At 47.2% G+C, this 18768-nt stretch carries 9 protein-coding genes; 5 read left to right on the top strand and 4 right to left on the bottom strand.

Annotated elements, in window-relative coordinates:
- Positions 1–326 precede the first annotated feature (326 nt).
- Entirely contained in the window at positions 327–4127 is a 3801-nt protein-coding gene (locus PAENI_RS18820; protein ID WP_149646312.1) for an S-layer homology domain-containing protein, read from the top strand.
- A gap of 111 nt (positions 4128–4238) precedes the next feature.
- Here the strand turns inward: PAENI_RS18820 and hflX are convergent, their stop codons facing one another.
- Positions 4239–5504: a GTPase HflX gene (gene hflX / locus PAENI_RS18815; RefSeq protein ID WP_149646311.1), complete on the bottom strand. Its 1266-nt coding sequence runs from the start codon at positions 5502–5504 to the stop codon at positions 4239–4241.
- A 492-nt stretch (positions 5505–5996) separates the two neighbouring features.
- Here hflX and PAENI_RS18810 point away from each other — a divergent pair, with 492 nt between their 5' ends.
- Complete coding sequence (locus PAENI_RS18810) at positions 5997–6800, top strand: hypothetical protein (RefSeq protein ID WP_149646310.1); 804 nt, start codon at positions 5997–5999, stop codon at positions 6798–6800.
- Positions 6801–6902: 102 nt separating this feature from the next.
- On the opposite strand, the gene PAENI_RS18805 is transcribed toward PAENI_RS18810, so the two are convergent.
- Together PAENI_RS18805 and PAENI_RS18800 are read right to left on the bottom strand one after the other, a co-directional pair.
- Positions 6903–9923, bottom strand: a complete 3021-nt coding sequence (locus tag PAENI_RS18805) for a DEAD/DEAH box helicase (protein WP_149646309.1) — start codon at positions 9921–9923, stop codon at positions 6903–6905.
- Positions 9920–11563, bottom strand: a complete 1644-nt coding sequence (locus PAENI_RS18800; protein WP_149646308.1) for an SWIM zinc finger family protein — start codon at positions 11561–11563, stop codon at positions 9920–9922. Before PAENI_RS18800 ends, PAENI_RS18805 begins: the two co-directional genes overlap by 4 nt.
- Positions 11564–11905: 342 nt before the next feature.
- On the opposite strand from PAENI_RS18800, the gene PAENI_RS18795 reads away from it, so the two are divergent.
- The 3 genes from PAENI_RS18795 (at position 11906) to clpB (ending at position 16932) form a co-directional block, all read left to right on the top strand.
- Complete coding sequence (locus PAENI_RS18795) at positions 11906–12373, top strand: Hsp20/alpha crystallin family protein (RefSeq protein WP_076299931.1); 468 nt, start codon at positions 11906–11908, stop codon at positions 12371–12373.
- A gap of 175 nt (positions 12374–12548) precedes the next feature.
- Positions 12549–13556, top strand: coding sequence for a DnaJ C-terminal domain-containing protein (locus tag PAENI_RS18790; protein WP_188114615.1), 1008 nt, complete (start codon positions 12549–12551; stop codon positions 13554–13556).
- 733 nt (positions 13557–14289) lie between these two features.
- A complete protein-coding gene (gene clpB / locus PAENI_RS18785) occupies positions 14290–16932 on the top strand; it encodes an ATP-dependent chaperone ClpB (protein WP_149646306.1) in 2643 nt (880 codons plus the stop codon).
- A 92-nt stretch (positions 16933–17024) separates the two neighbouring features.
- Here clpB and PAENI_RS18780 read toward each other — a convergent pair whose 3' ends face one another.
- Positions 17025–18665 carry a glycosyltransferase family 2 protein gene (locus tag PAENI_RS18780; RefSeq protein ID WP_149646305.1) on the bottom strand — a complete coding sequence of 547 codons (1641 nt, stop codon included), beginning with the start codon at positions 18663–18665 and terminating at the stop codon, positions 17025–17027.
- Between the last annotated feature and the right edge of the window lie 103 nt (positions 18666–18768).

Below are 18768 nucleotides of genomic sequence, written 5' to 3'. Positions count from 1 at the left end.
ACCAAGAAGAGCAATCTTCCTGAAAAATCACTTCACCATCCGTTTGTCCGTCATACGTAGTTTCAGTAAAGACACCATCTAGGGTGTCTTTTTTTCGTGTGGATTCAATAGTTCTAGTTCGTAGTCATTAAAGCTTGAGTAGCAGTATTGCACCTCTTTGTGACTCTTTCATATTACGTCATAAATATGCTAGTTATTTATGCGCCAAGAAAGAAATTTTGTGCATACAATTTAAATCTTTAATAGTAGCAAAGGTTTAATTTTACATTGAACTGTTATAGTACTCATTGATCAATACTTTACTAACAGGGGGGAAGGATAAGCGCATGAATACATTACGTAAGACAATAGTGATTGCATCAGCGATAACGTTGCTAGGAGGAGGGTTTAATACAGGCTTTAGTCAAAATAATTATGTCTACGCAGCAGATGATACTACGCCATCCATCCTGGTCGAAGATTTTGAAGATGGAATCAATGATGTGAAATTTAACCCTAAACGTATGTATAATGCTACGCTGCATTTGGAAGATAACAAGAAGCTTGTAAGAAATGGGCAATATTCGGCTAGAATTGATTACGATATGATCGGCATAGTAGATAACCCCTCTCAAATTGAAGTCGGGTATAAAACGGGGAATATCCCAGTTACAGGTTACCCTACTAAAGTAGGCATGTGGGTTTATGCAAACAATGAAGGACATTTGCTGACGACAAAATTTAGAGATATAGGCGGATCTTCTTTCCAGGCAGAATTTTATGATGTAAATCAAGTGGGTATCAACTGGTCCGGCTGGAAATATATCGAGGCAGATATTCCGCAGGGTAAACCGGGTCCGATTGTTCTTGAATTGTTTTTCCAATTGAAACAATCGAATATGAGCAAGAAAAACAAGGGCTCTATTTGGGTAGATGATATTACCTTTATCTATGATGAAGTTGATGAGGATAAGGACGTTCCTGCCATTAAACCTAAAGCCCCTGTTGAAAATGAAGTCTTAAACACTCCACTTGATGAATTGAAGGTTGAGCTGACCGATAACGGATCAGGTCTGGATTTGGGTACCTTATCTGTTCAGTTAGATGGAACGTATATCACGGATGAAGTGCACTATTCTCCAGATACAAATTTATTAACTTACCCAGGAGAATATGTAGATGGCGGTTATCATGAGCTTGTGATTGAAGTGAAGGACAAGAATGGTAACCCGGCAGCAAAAAAACTCACCTTCACAATAAATGCAGGAGAGCGTTTGTTCATGACTGCAGACGAAGAAGCCATAAGTAATGAAATCTATCCTGTTCATATTAATATCAAAGATTACTTGAAAGCAGAGCAGGCAAAATTTACCTTGAATTATGATGCAAGCACCCTTCAAGTTGAAAGCATTACTCAGGCGGCTGGAGTTTCCCTAACCTCAGATATTGATAATGAGCACGGCATGGTTCAAGTAGCACTTGATAACGTAATAGCAGCAGCTCAAAATGTCGTTACTGTTAACTTCAGAGTGAGCTCTCATGCCGTCTTAGAGCGTGGTGAAGCGTACAAAACCATAACAATGAGTAATGCGAGTCTTACTGCTGGCGGCGTTCAGACGAGTACACCATTAGCTGCGCCTATTCATTATACAATCGGTTTCCCTTATCAGCTAAAAATGACGGGAGTTGGTTTGGGTACACCTTCTACCTTTACAGTGTTAGACCATGGAGGCAATCCGTATGAAGGTGCGGATATTGTTTTCACTGGATTATTAAAGCAAAGCTCAGTCGTTACAGTTAACACTGTTACGTCTAGTGTATATGAGGATGATGATACATCTTCTAATGTAATCATGGTTGCAAATGATGGTGAACGTTACTATGCTTCAACAGCAGCTAAGAATGGATTTTACGAGGTTATTCTCGCAGACGGACAAACAACAGGTTATATCTCTGAAGCTGATGTTAGTAGTCAGTTATTGAGCGGCAGCCTTGGTAAAACAGATGCTAAAGGACAGTTAATAACAGACCTCACTACATTGGCACTTGGAACCTATCAGGTTCAAGCAGTCATCGGTGATCAGAACAGTAAGGTTGTCAATTATGAAGTTGTAGAGCAGTATGGTATGAATGAACCGCAATATATTCAAACCTATGTCGCAGAGGATATGTCTTCACAACTGAGTGCTGCCTGGCAAACAAAACCAGATCAAACCTCTACGTATATTCAATACATCGAAGCTGGTGAATGGGGAACAGGTGCAAGCCCAGACATCAATAATGTAAAGCAGCAGCAAGCCGAGAGTGAGCTGCAGGTGCTTAGTATGAAGGAAAATGGAACGAAGGGTGAAATCCGTTTTCATAATGTCCTGGTTAAGGGTTTGAAAGCAGATACCACTTACAAATATCGTGTAGGTGATGAAGACAAATGGTCGGAGTGGAATGAATATTCTACTGTCGATCAGGATAAATCAACACCGACCTCATTCTTGTTTATTACGGATTCCCATACGAATCAACTGCCAGGATTACAAATCTATCAAGAGCTAATGACTAACGCTTTGACACAATATCCATCAACACAGTTTATTATGCATGGTGGAGATATGGTTGATGTAGGCGGTGCATTCGAAGAATGGCAAAAGTTCTGGCTAGCATCTTCTATCTATGCAACAAAACTCCCGACTGCACTAACACTGGGCAACCATGATGTGAAGAGTGAAGGGAAAGATGTGTTCACCAAAGGTGCGAATTTCCCGGAAAACGGACCAGAATCGCAACTGCAATATGCTTACTCTTATGAAGTCGATGATACTCATTTTGTCGTATTGAACTCAGAAGGCACAGAGGAACAGATGGTTGATCAAGCAGCTTGGTTAAAAGACGATTTGGATCAGAATGATAAAAAATGGACTGTCGTTATGTTCCACCGTCCAGCTTATCATACAGAGAATGGTCGAGAATCCCTTGTTGAGTATACCCAAACCTATTTTGCACCCATATTAGAAAAGAAAAAGGTCGATTTGGTTCTGGTTGGTCATGACCATGTATATGCGCGCACCTATCCAATGATGGATGGAAAGCCAAATAAAGCTACTAATGAGGGTACTGTATACCTTGATGGTGGTGCTTCAGGCTGGAAATTCTATGATGGCACCCAATATAATTATTTGAATTATATTTTTGATGAAGACGTTCCTGTATACTCCGCTATTAAAATTACTGAGGATGCGATTCATGTGGAGGCACGTACAAGTGCGGGTACATTAATCGATGAGTTTTCTGTCAAGAAAACAACGGAAACTGAGACACCAACACCAACACCAACACCAACACCAACACCAACACCAACACCAACACCAACACCAACACCAACACCGACACCAACACCAACACCGACACCAACATCAACGCCACCAACACCGAATTCAACATCAACGCCACCAACACCAACACAAAAGCCAACAGCAACGCTTACACCAACATCAACACCGAAGCCAACAGCGATGCCAACACCGCCAACATCGACATCGAAGCCAACAGCGTCGAAGCCGGTATTCAACGACAAGGTAAATGTAGATGCAGTTAAAGCTATTGTGGAAAAAGAGAAGTCTGCTCCCACTATAAACTTTACGGATGTTCCGGCATCATCGTGGAGTGCCTCTGTAGTGGAGCGTGCAGCTAAGATGGGGATTGTAACGGGTTATAGTGATGGTTCTTACCATCCGAATCAAAAGGTAACTCGCGCTGAGTTCGCCACAATGCTAGCAAAAGCTTTTGGTCTAGCGAATTCAAGCGGTTCATCTTTCTCTGACACGCAAGGGCATTGGGCTTCAGAATCGATTGCAGCATTACAAGCTAAAGGGGTAATTACGGGTTACAGTGATGGTTCTTTCCATCCGAATCAAAAAATTTCCCGCGCTGAGATCGTTGCAATGCTTGCTCGTCTGACAAACTATGTTCCTAACGCATCCAATCTATTTTTGGATGTAGCTACGAACTGGGCTTCAGAACAAATCAATGCTTTTGCAACTGCTGGCATAGTAACTGGTAAAGGCAACGAATTGTTCAAACCAAATGATGCTGCATCCCGTGCGGAGTCGGTTGCGATGATCATTCGTTTGTTGGATAAATTACTTGCACACTAAGTGAAATGTTTCGGGTAGTTAACCGGATTCAGCTCCACCAATAAGAAAAAGAAGGGGCTGTCCCTGAGTCATTATGACTTATGGGACAACCCCTTTGCTGTGTCTAATAGCCTAAAGCTCAAGAAAGTCGTTGCGGAATTTCTCGAAATCAGATTTTCTACATTCTAGCGCAAGCCGTGTGCCTGTTTCTTCATAGTTAGTGGATTGAACATGGGCATGCTCGTTGAAATAGGAGACTACATTGCCGCGATCAAATGGAATCAGAATTTCACACTGTACATAATCCGTAAACACATGGCTGCGAATCAGATCTGTAAGTTCAGCTACCCCACTATTTTGTTTGGCAGAGAGATAGACATTGTCACCCTCAAGGTGAGGGTAAGGCAAGTCAGTTAGGTCAGCTTTGTTGTAGGCATAAACCGTTGGAATTTGGTCCGCGCCGAGCGCTTTCAAAGTCTCATCAGTGACGGCCATATGCTGCTGATGCTGCGGATCGGAAATATCGACTACGTGAATCAATAAGTCAGCTTCGGTCACTTCTTCGAGCGTGGAGCGGAAGGCTTTGACCAGATGATGGGGAAGCTGGCTGACGAATCCGACGGTATCTGTTAATAAAAAGGTTTTGTGATCCGGTAGCTCAATGCTCCGAACGGATGTCTCCAGCGTAGCAAATAACATATCCTTGGCGAACACCTGCTTATTAGAGCCGGGATGATACGTCTCCACGATCACATTCATTAAGCTGGACTTGCCGGTATTCGTATAGCCGACGAGACAGACGACCGGAACCTCATTCTTGTGCCGCTGCTTCCGCTGAATTTGGCGCCTTGCTACTTGCTGTTGAAGCTCAACTTGTAACGCTGAAATACGTTCTTCAATTCTTCTGCGATCCAGCTCCAGCTTCGTTTCACCAGCGCCTCTGTTCTTCAGCCCAGCACCACCGCCTTGTCTTCCGAGGGATTCTCGGAGACCTGTCAGGCGGGGCAGCATATACTGCAGCTTGGCTACTTCTACTTGCAGCTGTGCTTCTTTGGTCTTTGCTCGTTCTGCGAAAATATTCAAGATCAGAATCGTTCGGTCAATGACCTGACGGCCTAGAGAAGACTCCAAATTGCGAATCTGTGAAGGAGACAGCTCATCATTAAAAATAACAATAGGAGCATCATGCGCTTCTAAGAGCGCAGATACTTCTTGGATTTTGCCTGTGCCGATATAGTGGGAAGGGTTGATCCGGCTTGCCTTCTGACTAAGTTCTCCGACAACTTCTAGGTCACAGGCAGCTGCCAGATTACTGAGTTCTTCCATCGAATAATCGAAGTTTGTTTCGTTTTGTAGCTGAACACCGACTATAATAGCTTTTTCTCGTAGTTGTTCCATATATTTATTCATCCTCCAATAGTAAATAGTAAACGCAAAAAAACACAGGACATCTGCCTGTGCTTACGGTTCGTTAGAGGACGTCAGAACAAATGTGTAAGGAGAAATCTCCGTTACGACATTAGGGTCTTCCATAGATATATCGAATTAAACAACGGCTGGGGCGTAGGGAAATGATAACCTAGTCCCTTACGAGCAGCAGTTGGTTTATTGGCTTCTATGGAGTTAAATGGGTAGACCTATCCTGAGTCCTCTGCACATGGGCAGAGCTTTAGCGCTATTCAATTAGCCGCGCAAAGTTCTAACTCGGATAAAGTCTATCACACGTAACCCTCCGTTCATAAAAAGTTAAGTCGAGTTTACCACATCCTTTATTTGGTGGCAAATCTGTATTTTATGCTCGGTGGAGCACATCTCTATTTTAATATCAATCCAAGAATTCTAAAAAATGATTGCATACCATATATATATAATTTGATATGAATAGGAGGTGTGAAGACATTGCCTGTCCTCTCTACAAACACCATCATTAATTTACCTGTCGACGGTACTCGTCCAATAGATCAAGTTGTGATCAAAGTGGTTAATAATGGATTGGCTGGCGCGGCTTGTTATTTAACGGGTTTAGCCAATAGTGCAAGTCCTCAGACAGTCTTTATTGAAGAATTATTTGAGCTGCAATATCAGGAAACGTCAAGCAAGACCTACACGATTGTAGAGGATTTATTCCAATTTAATTTTGTGTGTTCACAGGAACAATTGAAGATTCAGGTTTTTCTTGTGGATGTGAACGGTGTCTGGACGGCTGTTAATCTGGAAGTGTTTCAAGTAAGCCGTATAACCTCGGAAATCCGTGATAACGTATCGGTTACATCGACTGACTTCGCGGCGATTAGCTTTATGAGGAGTTCTGCCTTTACTATTCCACAAGGTCTTGCGGCTGAGATTAGACCGGCGGCTTTAGATATTCTATCCAAAAGACCTGTGCGATATATGGTCGTCGCAGGTGGCACTCTGGATGGGACATTTGAAAATTTCCCAACGCCAACTACGGATATTCCTGTGACGGACACGGCACTGCTGGTGAATTACACCTGCACTACGGTCACGGGTGGAAAGGTGATTATGCAAGGTACAGGATCGGGAATCTCCGGTGCTTATGCCAATTTGGCTGTTAATCTGCTTAACGAGCGACTCTCTTATGAGCTTCAGAATGAGCCGGTTACTTTGGTGGTTAACTCACTTTCAGGTGATGATGATCTCGCAGTCACCTTTAAGATGTCCGAGCAATGGTGAGCGTTCTTTAATCCAGTACTGAAGATAAATTCTAGTGATTGAAAAAAGGAACATCCGCGGAGATGCGAATGTTCCTTTTGATGGTCGTTGCAAGCGTTAGGATTAGTCTGTTAAGCCTCGCCGTAATGTAAATAGGTCTTTCAGAGCCTCAGTAGACAGCTCGGTAATCCAGCCTTCGGAGCTGGAGATGACATTATCGCTTAGCTGCTGCTTACTCTCCAGCATCTCATCAATCTTTTCTTCGAGCGTCCCGAGAGCGATGAACTTATGCACCTGTACATCACGCGTCTGGCCCATCCGATAGGCGCGGTCTGTCGCCTGATTCTCAACAGCCGGATTCCACCAGCGATCGAAGTGGAATACGTGATTGGCGGCGGTTAAGTTCAGACCGACACCTCCAGCCTTGAGTGAAAGGATGAATACATTCGGCTGATCAGACGGTGGTGCATCTGGACGACTGGCCCCTTCGTCCACGGATGGTGCGGGCGTCTGAAATCGCTCAATCATTCGGTCACGCGCCTGTTTGGAGGTGCTTCCGTTCAAATAAAGGACAGGCTCTCCCAGCTCCTGCTGTAGAACAGCCTGAAGCATTTTTCCCATCCCGACATATTGCGTAAAGATGAGACAGCGCTCATCCTCTGCACGCAGTTCCTTAACCATATCCAGCAGTCTTTCAAGTTTAGAGGAACGGTTGATGAGTAGACTGGTATCCAGTTTGTTGTCCGAATCGGTTTCAGGGAGGGCCTCCTTAGTCACAAGCATCGGGTGATCACATAGCTGCTTAAGTCCGGTCAAAGCCCCAAGAATGGCGCCCTTACGCTCAATACCTTCCAACTTCTGCATACGGTCGAGCAGTCCGTTTACGGTCTGGTCATAGAGCGCAGCTTGTTCAGCTGTCAGATGGACATAGGTCTTCATCTCGTTTTTATCTGGAAGATCGAGCTGAATGTTAGGATCCTTTTTCTTACGGCGTAGCATGAACGGCTTCACGAGATTCTGTAGGTCCACTGTACGCTTCTCGTCGCGTTCCTTCTCAATGGCATTACTGAATCGGTCGTTAAAGGCTTTGGCGCTACCCAGATAACCTGGGGTTATAAAATCATAAATGGACCACAGCTCGGATAATCTGTTCTCTATAGGTGTTCCTGTCAGCGCAATCCGGTGTAAAGCCGGGAAGCTGCGCACAGCTACCGACTGCTTCGTTTGAGCATTCTTGATGTTCTGTGCTTCGTCCAGGCAAATCGCCGCCCAAGTGAATTCCTTCAGCAACTCCTGATCAAGCGCTGCAGTCGCATAAGAGGTGAGTACCACGTCAGCTTGCGAAGCAGCGCCATAGAAGAAGCCTGCGTCCAAACGGCGACTTCCGTAGTGCAGCATCACATTCAAAGAAGGCGCGAAGCGCTGCAATTCCTTCTGCCAGTTGCCCAGCACGGAGGTAGGGCAGATGATCAGAGCAGGCCAACCCGGAGGGTCGGTCTGGCGACGGGATGAGCTAGGATCGGTATTTTCTTTGATATGAAGTAAATATGCAATGAGTTGGACGGTCTTGCCAAGCCCCATATCATCGGCTAGACAAGCCCCCAAACCGAATTGACGCAGGAAAGTCAGCCAAGCATATCCTTCATGCTGATAGGTGCGTAGCTCTGCCTGGAGTCCTGCGGGCACTGGAGGCTTCGGCCACTGTGAGCGCTGGCCGAGCTGACCAATGAGACTGATCAAATGCTCGTTTAGCTCTACCTCGAGCCGCAGGCGCGCCGCATCCTCTTGAAGCTGCTCTTCTGTAGCCTCAGCATCAGCTTCCTCACTCGCTTGTAGCAAATGAAGCTGAAGCACATCTTGGAAAGACAAGCCTTGCGACTTGTCCATACCAGCCATGGCTCTTTGGATTTGCGCCAGCAGCGCGGGATCGAGCGAGACCCATTTGCCTTTGAAGCGGACGAGTCGTTCTCCTCTTGCGACCAGCTCGGCAAATTCAGCTTCGGTGAGGTCGACGTCGCCGATGGAGATTCGCCAATCGAAATCGATGATCGAATCAAGGCCGAACAGCGACTCGCCGCCGCTGCGTTTGTCCTCGCCGGGGCTGATCTTGGCGCGGAGGCGCGGTTTTTTCCGGCTGGCGGCTTCCCACCACGCCGGCAGCAGCACTTGCCAGCCTGCTTCCAGCAGCCGCTGGCTCTCGGCGGTTAAGAACCGCCAAGCGATGGCATCGCTGAGCGGTTCGGCCAGCACGTCGCCGCCCGCCGCGAAGCGCTCGGGCGGCAGACTGCCGCGGAGGCGCTCCAGCCATCCCGCGGCGCGTTCGTGCACGTGGGCCGACCATGCTGTCGGCCACAAGCCGTGCGGCTCGCCATCATCGGCGAGCCTGATGGGAACAAGCGCGGATTCATCGCGCTTGTCCTGAAGGATCAGCTGCAGCCGCCAAGGGGATTCATCCCCTTCCGGCTCCAGCAGCTGAAGTGCAGGCCGGAAAGGCGCGGTATCCGCCTTCCAGCCAATGGCGATAAGCCATGCAGCGGTATCCATGCCCGCTGCAAGGGCCCCGCTTCTATCGAATAGAAGCGGGAATTCGCTCCGGAGGTCGCCTGCCTCGGCCTCCGTGCTGTAATACCTCTGCGATACGGCGGCGGAGAACGCCGCGCGTAACCCACGGCTAAATTCGCTGCCGCCATTTAGCGCCTCAAGGGCCCCTTTGGCAGTGTCATTCTCCACTGCCACCTGCGCAAAAGCGCCCTCATCCCAGGTCCATTGCAACCTCCCGGCACGATAAGCGGAGATATCGGGAATATACTGTTTGTTCTCCAGACATATAGCCAGAAGTGGCGCCAGTTCAGTCAGGTGAGCCGCATCGCCCTCCCAGTTCCATTCGATGTGCGCCAGCAGCTTCTGCTCTGCAAAGAAAGGGATGACCTGCTCCGCAGGTAGAATCACTAGCTCTACACCTTCGCCAGCTGGCTGAACCGTTAACTCCGTTCCATAAAAAGACGCCTCATGCCAGGCGAATAACCGCTGTTTAAGCTGCAAACCGGGCACGAGATCTTCTCTTTCATTCATTCCGTATATTAAAGCGTCGCCATACTGGCTTAATGCAAGCCGGATGGTCAGCGTGCGCAAATGCATGTTCATGGTATTAGCTTTCCTTTCCGAAGCTCCTCTTGCAGCGCACGGAGTCTGCTGTGCTTTGTGGTGAAGGCAAAGAGGAACTCTTCCCACCGTTCTTCTTGTTTCATTTTTTTATACAGCTTGGATAATCGCTTCAATAGTTTCACAGCCGCCTTGTAGCTATGTCTATTCTTATCCAGCACAAATCTTTCGACGGCCTGATGGTAGAAGGGGAGTAGAACTTCGGGTGCGTTTTTCTCCATAGGCTGGAGGTCTGTAACACGAAATTCGGAAGGCAGCTTACCGATGGACAGTTGATAATCCATCCATGTCTGCCATTTTTCATAGGTAATTAATTTCTCTTCGTATACTTCTCCAGAGATAGGTAACATGGTGGCTAATGTATTCCACATCTGCGGCTCAGCTTCAGGAAGGTGGCGAACAGCCTCTTCCCATCTGTTCGAATAGTTATTCAGATTATAGAGTCTGCTGCTCAGAAGTGGACCGATCTGAGCAAGCCAGCCCACCAAGCGTGACCATTCACCTGCATCCAGAAGCGGGGAGGTGAAGCTCATAAGCTCATCAGGATGGAGACCTGGGCGCTCGGCAGCCTTATTCAGTAATTCCCATGCCTTTGGGTCATCCTTCAGATAAAAATACATGCGGCTCTGGGCTAACAGCCACGCATGGCGTGACAGGGAAGCGCCTAATTCACTTTCTGCCTGCTGAAGCTGTTTGATTTCATCCAGATAAAGCTTAGTTCCACCTGTATTCGGATAAATCCAGTTTCTCCACAGCAGGTCATAGCACAGTGAAAAAGAGGGCTGATCCCGCAAGCGATCGCGCGACTCCGTCAACATCTCACGCCGCAAGTAGGAGAGGGTCTCGACGATATGCGGCCACAGATCGTATTCCTGCTCTTGCTCGGGTGACAGCGGGAGTGTGCTTTTTAACAGACGTGTGATTGCTTCCTGTAGCTCAGAGACCGCTACTTGCGTGTAATAGCCGAGTGATGAGGTGAAGGCGACCTGACCGGGTAGATTGGCGGAAGGCTTAGCCAGCTTTTCTAGAAGAAAAAGATGGGCATGCAGGGTAAATAGCTTGTCCATTTCCGGTGATAACTTCGGCTTAAATTTAGTAATGGAAGACAATGCTCGATCCACATATTCAGGATTACGAGTGGTATGTGCCAGAGGCGTGATGCAGAACGCAAAATACTCGCGCCACTCCGTGATGCCTCCGTCAACGATCCGGCTGGCATGTTCTTTTAGCTGCTGCTGGTGCTTCCCATCGGTTCCGACAGGTGAACTACTTGATGTTTTTGGGAGAAAAGATGCGGCTTTGGCGTTAGCTAGAACTTGTACAGACCTATTCTGTTGTTCAGCAAAACTGAGCAGCACAGCGGCCATATGCTTGCAATGACCTGAAACAGGGCAGTTGCAATGGCACCGAGTGAAGCTGTCCAGATCAATAGTAACGCGGTAATCCTCTCTACCTTCAACAAGGGCATTGATCTTAGATGGCTCCGTCATAGTGAACGAACGAATACGGCTTTGCTTATAATATTGGAACCCTCGTTTGAGGGTGAGGTCATCGAAATAATAGGCGACATTCTGGATGAGCTTACTCCACTGCGTATCATCCATAGTATAGGTTGGTTGCATACAATTGGTCTCCCGTAAGAAAAATGGTCGTTATTTGACCTTCATTATATCATTTCTTTTTGAGTAGGATGTTTTGGGGTTGTAATGAAAGCGAAATTGCTGGCTTGTATGGAACGTGGGGCCTAAACATATACTAATCGTGCTGAAATTTGAAGTATAGATCAAACAAAGGTCAAAAAAGGTCAAAACATTAAAAACATTAAAATTTGTAGCATTAAATCAGCTGATTTGCCTGAATTTGACCGAAAATTGGCTTAAATCGGTTTTGTTATTCCTCTGATAGGGGACTATAATAAGGTCATAGATCAAATAAAGTCAAAGTCAATGAGAGGAGAATGGATAATGTTTGATTTGGTTCCTTTTGGTAAACGTAGAGATGATGCTTTTGGTATGCTGGCTAAGTCTTTGAATGATGTTTTTAATGATGATTTTTTTGCACCGATCAAGAGCTCGACGATGTCCTTCAGAACGGATATCCGCGAGAGCGAGCAGGCTTACCTGATTGAAGCTGAACTTCCTGGCTTTAAAAAAGAAGAAATCGACATTGATTATGCCAGCCCTTACTTGACGATTAAAGCGGTGCGGAAGGAAGAGAATGCGGAGGAGAACAAGGATCATCAAATTGTACGTAGAGAACGTCGATATGGTGAATATGTTCGCAGATTCTATGTTCAGGATATTGCAGTGGAAGAGATTCGCGCGTCTTTGAAAGACGGATTACTGAAGCTGGAAGTTCCAAAACAGCAAAAACCACAAGGGAAACGCATTGAGATTCAAGACGGAGATTCTAGCGCTTCGCAGTCTGAATAAGCATAATTTAGGCGGTAATAGTTTCCGCTCAGCATCTTAGAGATAGGCAGCGAGCTTTTAATATAGTGTTATGAATAAAAGGCGCATTGTAGTGGAGGATTCCGGCTATGGTGCGTCTTTTCTCGGAATCGTACGATGAGTTGTATTTAATAAAGCGTTGAAAGGAGGAATCCGTGTGGCTAACAAAAGCTATTATGATGCTTTGGGCGTGAGCAAAACAGCAACTAAACAGGAAATTAAAAAGGCTTATCAAAAGCTGGCCAAGAAGTGGCATCCCGATGTGAACAAAGCCTCTGAGGCAGAGGCGAAATTCAAAGAAGCGGCTGAAGCCTATGAAGTGCTGGGCAATGAGGAGAAACGCAAGCTTTACGATGAGGAGCTGCTTTATGGGGCTCAGCGTGGTAGAGCTGGTGGAGGTGCGTCGAGCGGAGCCTCTTCGTGGGATTCAAACTATGGTGGAAGCTGGAGCGGCGGAACTTATTCTGCAGGAGGTTCTGGCATTTCGGAGGAAGATTTGTTCGGAATGTTTTTTGGGAATCGGGGATCGGCGGATCGCGCTGGCTTTGATTTCTTTTCTAGTAGTGGTAGTGGGCGTTCGAATGGCAATCCATGGGGTGAGGGGCGTAGTTCGACGCAGGCGCAGCTGGATATTACTTTGGAGCAGGCCTATAAGGGAGCAACTGTAAGAGTGCAGATCGGTGATAAAACTGTGGACGTTCAAGTTCTGCCGGGATCTAGTGAAGGCACGATTTTAAAAATCGCAGGAACCACTCAGAGTGGCATAGCTCCAGGTGGTGATATACTGCTGGCACTTCATATTCTTCCTCATGATATATACGAGCTTCGTGCTGGCGATTTATACGGTGTGGTTGAAGTTGCTCCATGGCAAGCGGTATTGGGTGGTGAGGTGAAGGTTCCATTACCGGGTGGCGGTGCCGTGAAATTGAAGATTCCTGCAGGAATTCAAAGTGGTAAAACGCTGCGCATCCCAGGCAAAGGTTTGAAGCGTGAGAATGGTGCGAACGGTGATATTTTATTTGGTATTGAGATTGTTGTCCCTGAGCCAACCAGCGAAGCGGAGAAGAATTTGTACCGTAAACTGGCTGAATCCAGGCATTTCGAGGCTAGAGCTAAACGTCAAAGCGCTAGTGCGCAGCGCCCGAAGGCAAAAGTGGGTAATTAATAGGTAGGTAGAGGTAACTTTGTATGTTCGTGATCGATTTTGGCTGGTGAATATGGTGAATAGAGTGCTAGTAGTAGAAAAGTAACTTAATTAGAAACTAACTATAGTAGAGACCTGTGAGAAGTGTCGGGAAAAGGAAGGGTAAAAGTGTTCTAAAGGTGCCGATTTCGGCTCGATGAGCGAAAAGAGGGGTAAAAGTACCCCAGAATGCGCCGATTTCGGCTCGATGAGTGAAAAGAGGGGTAAAAATACCCCAGAATGAGTCGTATTGGGCTCGATGAGTGAAAAGAGGGGTAAAAATACCCCAGAATGAGTCGTATTGGGCTCGATGAGTGAAAAGAGGGGTAAAAATACCCCAGAATGAGCCGAATTCGGCTCATCCGTCCAAATGAACGGTATTAATCCCGCAGATAGCGCCAAATGCGGCCCATCCGTCCAAATGTACGGTATTAATCCCGCAGATAGCGCCAAATGCGGCTCATCCGTCCAAATGTAAGGTATTAATCCCGTAGATAGGGCCAAATGCGGCCCATCCGTCCAAATGTGCGGTATTAATCCCGCAGATTACGCCAAATGTGGCTGATCACCCGAAATGTACGGTATTAATCCCACAGATAGCGCCAAATGCGGCCCATCCGCCTCAATTCAGCGGTATTAATCCCGCTAAATTAATCTATCCCGGTCAAAACGGCCGATGCCATATATCATTCTTAAATAGAAAGGTGAGAGAGCTATGGATTTCAATAAACTTACTCAAAAGCTGCAGGAAGCAGTGGCTGCGGCGCAGTCGCTGGCTTCAGAAAGCGGACATCAGGAGATCGATAATCTCCATCTATTAAAAGCATTACTTCAGCAGCAAGAAGGCTTGCTGCCAAGATTGCTGCAAAAGATGAACGTCCCCGTAGCTGAGATGCTGCGCAGCACGGATGAACTGCTTGGGCGCAAGCCGAGCATAAGCGGATCAGGAGCAAGCACAGTACGGCGTTATGCCTCGCAATCGCTGATTCATCTGCTGGAACAGGCGGAGAAAGAAGCAGCGAAGATGCAAGACGAGTTTGTTTCGGTAGAACATGCCGTGCTGGCCATGGTGTCGGATTCGAGCAGGGATAATCGTGAGCTGCGTGATCTTTTTGTCAGTCGTGGATTAACACGCGAGAAGCTGATGTCTATACTTGCTGAGATTCGTGGGCATCAGCGTGTAACGAGTCGGGAGCCGGAGGCTACTTATGAGGTGCTGGAGAAATACGGACGTGATCTTGTAGCAGAGGTTCGCGCGGGTAAGATCGATCCAGTCATCGGACGTGACGCTGAGATACGTCGTGTGATCCGAATTCTGTCCCGTAAAACGAAGAATAACCCTGTGCTGATCGGTGAGCCAGGTGTAGGTAAAACAGCGATTGTGGAAGGCTTGGCTCACCGGATTGTACGCAAAGACGTGCCAGAGGGGCTGAAGGACAAGACGATTTTCTCGCTGGATATGAGTTCCCTTGTAGCAGGCGCGAAGTTCCGAGGTGAATTCGAGGAACGCCTGCAGGCGGTACTGAGGGAAGTTCGTGAAAGTAACGGCCGTATTATTCTTTTTATTGATGAGCTGCACACGATTGTAGGCGCAGGGAAAACTGAAGGCTCGATGGATGCGGGCAATATGCTGAAGCCGATGCTGGCTCGCGGCGAACTGCACTGTATCGGTGCCACAACGCTCGATGAATACCGCAAGTATATAGAGAAGGACCCTGCGTTGGAGCGCCGTTTCCAACAGGTACTGGTCAGCGAGCCGGATGTAGAGGATACGATCTCCATTCTACGCGGTCTGAAGGAACGGTTCGAAGTCCATCATGGAGTCAAAATCCATGACAGCGCCCTCGTCGCTGCAGGCGTTCTGTCTAACCGCTACATTACGGATCGTTTCTTGCCGGATAAAGCGATCGACTTAGTAGATGAAGCTTGTGCCATGATCCGTACAGAGATTGATTCCATGCCGGGTGAGATGGATGAAGTGACCCGTCGTTTGATGCAGATGGAGATTGAAGAAGCGGCGCTCAAAAAAGAAACCGATGACGCCAGCAAACGCCGTCTGGAAATCTTACAACGTGAACTCGCCGATCTCAAGGAGAAGCAGCTTGGGATGACGGCGCGTTGGGAGAAGGAAAAGTCAGCGATTCAAGGCATCCGCGACCTCAAAAAACGGCTGGAGCAAGCCCGTAAGGATTTGGTCGATGCACAGGAGGAGTACGATCTTAATAAATCGGCGGAATTGAGCTATGGCATCATTCCTGATCTGGAGCGTCAATTGAAGGCAGCGGAAGAAGCGGCACAGCAGGATCAGGATACAAGATTATTGCGTGAAGCTGTAACCGAGGAGGAGATCGCAGATATTGTGTCACGTTGGACGGGTGTGCCGGTTAGCCGACTGGTTGAAGGCGAACGCGATAAGCTGCTGCGTCTGGAAGAAACGCTGCATGAACGAGTTGTGGGCCAAGATGAAGCTGTCAGCTTGGTGGCCGATGCCGTGCTTCGGGCAAGAGCCGGGATCAAAGATCCGAATCGGCCGATCGGTTCCTTCCTGTTCCTCGGTCCGACTGGGGTAGGGAAGACGGAGTTGGCTAAATCGCTCGCGGTCTCTCTTTTTGATCGCGAAGATGGCATGATCCGTATCGATATGTCGGAGTATATGGAGAAACACAGTGTTTCTCGCCTAGTCGGTGCACCTCCGGGATACGTTGGATATGAGGAGGGCGGCCAACTTACAGAAGCTGTACGGCGTCAACCGTATACAGTAGTGCTGCTCGATGAAGTGGAGAAGGCGCATCCCGATGTATTTAATATTCTACTGCAACTGCTTGATGATGGACGGCTGACCGATTCGCAGGGCCGGATGGTCGACTTCAAGAACACGATCATTATCATGACCTCAAATATCGGTTCACCACATCTGATTCAAGGCACCGATGAGAAGGGTCAGCTTACGGAGGCTGCCAAGGATAGCGTAATGAAGGAACTAACTGGTCATTTCCGTCCAGAGTTCCTGAACCGGGTTGACGATATTGTGATGTTCAAGCCGTTGACCCTGGGCGAGATCGAGAAAATCGTGGACAAACTGGTGGACGGATTACGTTTACGTCTTGCTGACCGGGAGATTGGTCTTGAGTTAACTGAGCCCGCGGTACGTTTTATCGCTAAGGAAGGTTTTGATCCAGTGTATGGGGCGAGACCGCTGAAACGCTTCATCCAGCGAAGTCTGGAGACCCGTGTGGCACGTGCGATCATTGCTGGTGAAGCCGCAGAAGGTACGGTGATTCAAGTAGACGAATCCGGCGGCGGCCTGACGGTGAGCATTATGAAACCAGATCTCGATGAACCACAGCGTACTGAATAAGAAGAAGTTAGCAAAACGGATCGTACTATGTAAAAATAAAAGGCGTCCACAAAGCCACTAAGGTTTTGTGGACGTCCTTTTTATGATTACCCTCATTCCACCCAAGGTATTAAATGAGGGTGTTCATCCAGAATGGACAGGTATTGCTCCTTCCAGCCGTATTGGCCATCGGGATCAAGGAGCATGTAACGCAGATATTTTTCTAAGCGGAATTCTGCCTTCGACCAGCCTAGATGCTTGAGTCGCAAGTTGCTTAGCTGGTGGGGAAGCTCGAAGACATTTTCCGGGAATCGCCCACAATGCTGTGGAGATTCATTCCATACATAGTTGAAGTCTTCTTTATAACGAAGCAAAAAAGGACGGTAATTCAAATGAGAGCGCCAGTAAATATCTTCTCTGTAATGGGTGGCGTTCCATAAATCATAGAGACGGAAACAGAATAAATCGACCTCGTCAGCGTACAGCAGGGGCTCGATATTTGCCGCGAAGCTCGCTTCAAAGATTTCGTCTGCGTCCAGACTTAGAATCCACTCGGGCTTCGTCTTCAGAACCTCTTCCCATTGCTGCTTTCGCAGCTCAATTTCATTGCTGAATTTGGATATGGTATTGTGCACGAGATGAACGGGAATGCCTTCAAGCACCTCCAGGCAGATAGCTGCTGAATTATCGGTGCTGCCATCATCGATAATGACGGCCTCGTCGATGTATTTGCGATGCTCTTCCAGAACCTGCCGCAGAAAGCGTCCACTTTCATTTTTCACAACCATGGTGAGGGTTAGCTTGGGCCGCTTTCTGGCTGGGGGGACTGTCTCCTTGGAGCTTTCGTTGTCTGGATTGTCTGTTGTGGGTGTCGGCATTACTGATGCAGGTAATTCGTCCGTAGATGAACTGTTCTCAGTATCAGTGGCTTCAGCTTTGGTCTCCGTAGTTTCTTTGATAAAATCCTCTACTTTACTCAAATCACTGTCTCTATACAAGTGTAGCGCCGGATAATGGGTATCGACGAACAAGGGGATGCCAAGGGCAGCGGCACGAATGCAGAAATGACGGTCTTCTCCCCAGTATGAAATGTTGCGAATTTGATTATAGCTGACTCCAGCTTTTATCGCATGCTGACTAATCAATGTACAAGCCCCGAGTCCGCCCACCTCATAGATTCCGGGAATCCGCATCTTTGCTATGAATTCATGAAATCTGCGATTAATCTCCTCTGGTTGCAGTTTTTCACCGGGCAGTAACTCCCACTGATTGTATTCGTCGTGCATCCATACCTGCGGCTGAAACATAGTCTCGGGCTGCCACTGCGTCCAGAATACCTCTGAAATAATATCCTTGTTCGTACCTATTAGATGTCTGAGGGTATCGGGATGGAGAATGAGATCAGAGTCAATAAGGAATAAATAATCATAGTTCAAGGTTTGGGCGCGGTTGATCATGAGATTCTTAAAATTGGCTACTTTCCAGACTAAGTTGGTATTCCAAAAGTGGGTAGTATCATTGCGAATATACGCATCGTGAAAGCCGGAGCTCTGAAGATAAATATGATCACCCATGCTTTGGAATTCCTGGAGCAGCCGACTTGACTCCTCATCATCATTATCATCAACTAGATGGAAATCCAGCTCAATATCGGCAATATTCAGACGAAGCAGGGAATTCAGAAATTCTTTTAAAACCATAGGCTTCTGGTGGATTGGACTGCCAATCAATACGCGAATCTTGTTTTCCGTCATTGCCGCCTCCTTGGGGAACGCCCCTCTTTCCTTGGATGATCCTTATGTTCTCAATATATTTACAGGAGAGCGGCAATAATCCTTATTTTTCAAAGTTCTGTAA

The organism is Paenibacillus sp. B2(2019) (assembly GCF_008370385.1).
Taxonomy (GTDB): Bacteria; Bacillota; Bacilli; order Paenibacillales; family Paenibacillaceae; genus Paenibacillus_AQ.
Note: the sequence above shows the minus strand (reverse complement) of the source record. Positions and strands in the feature narration are given on the sequence as shown.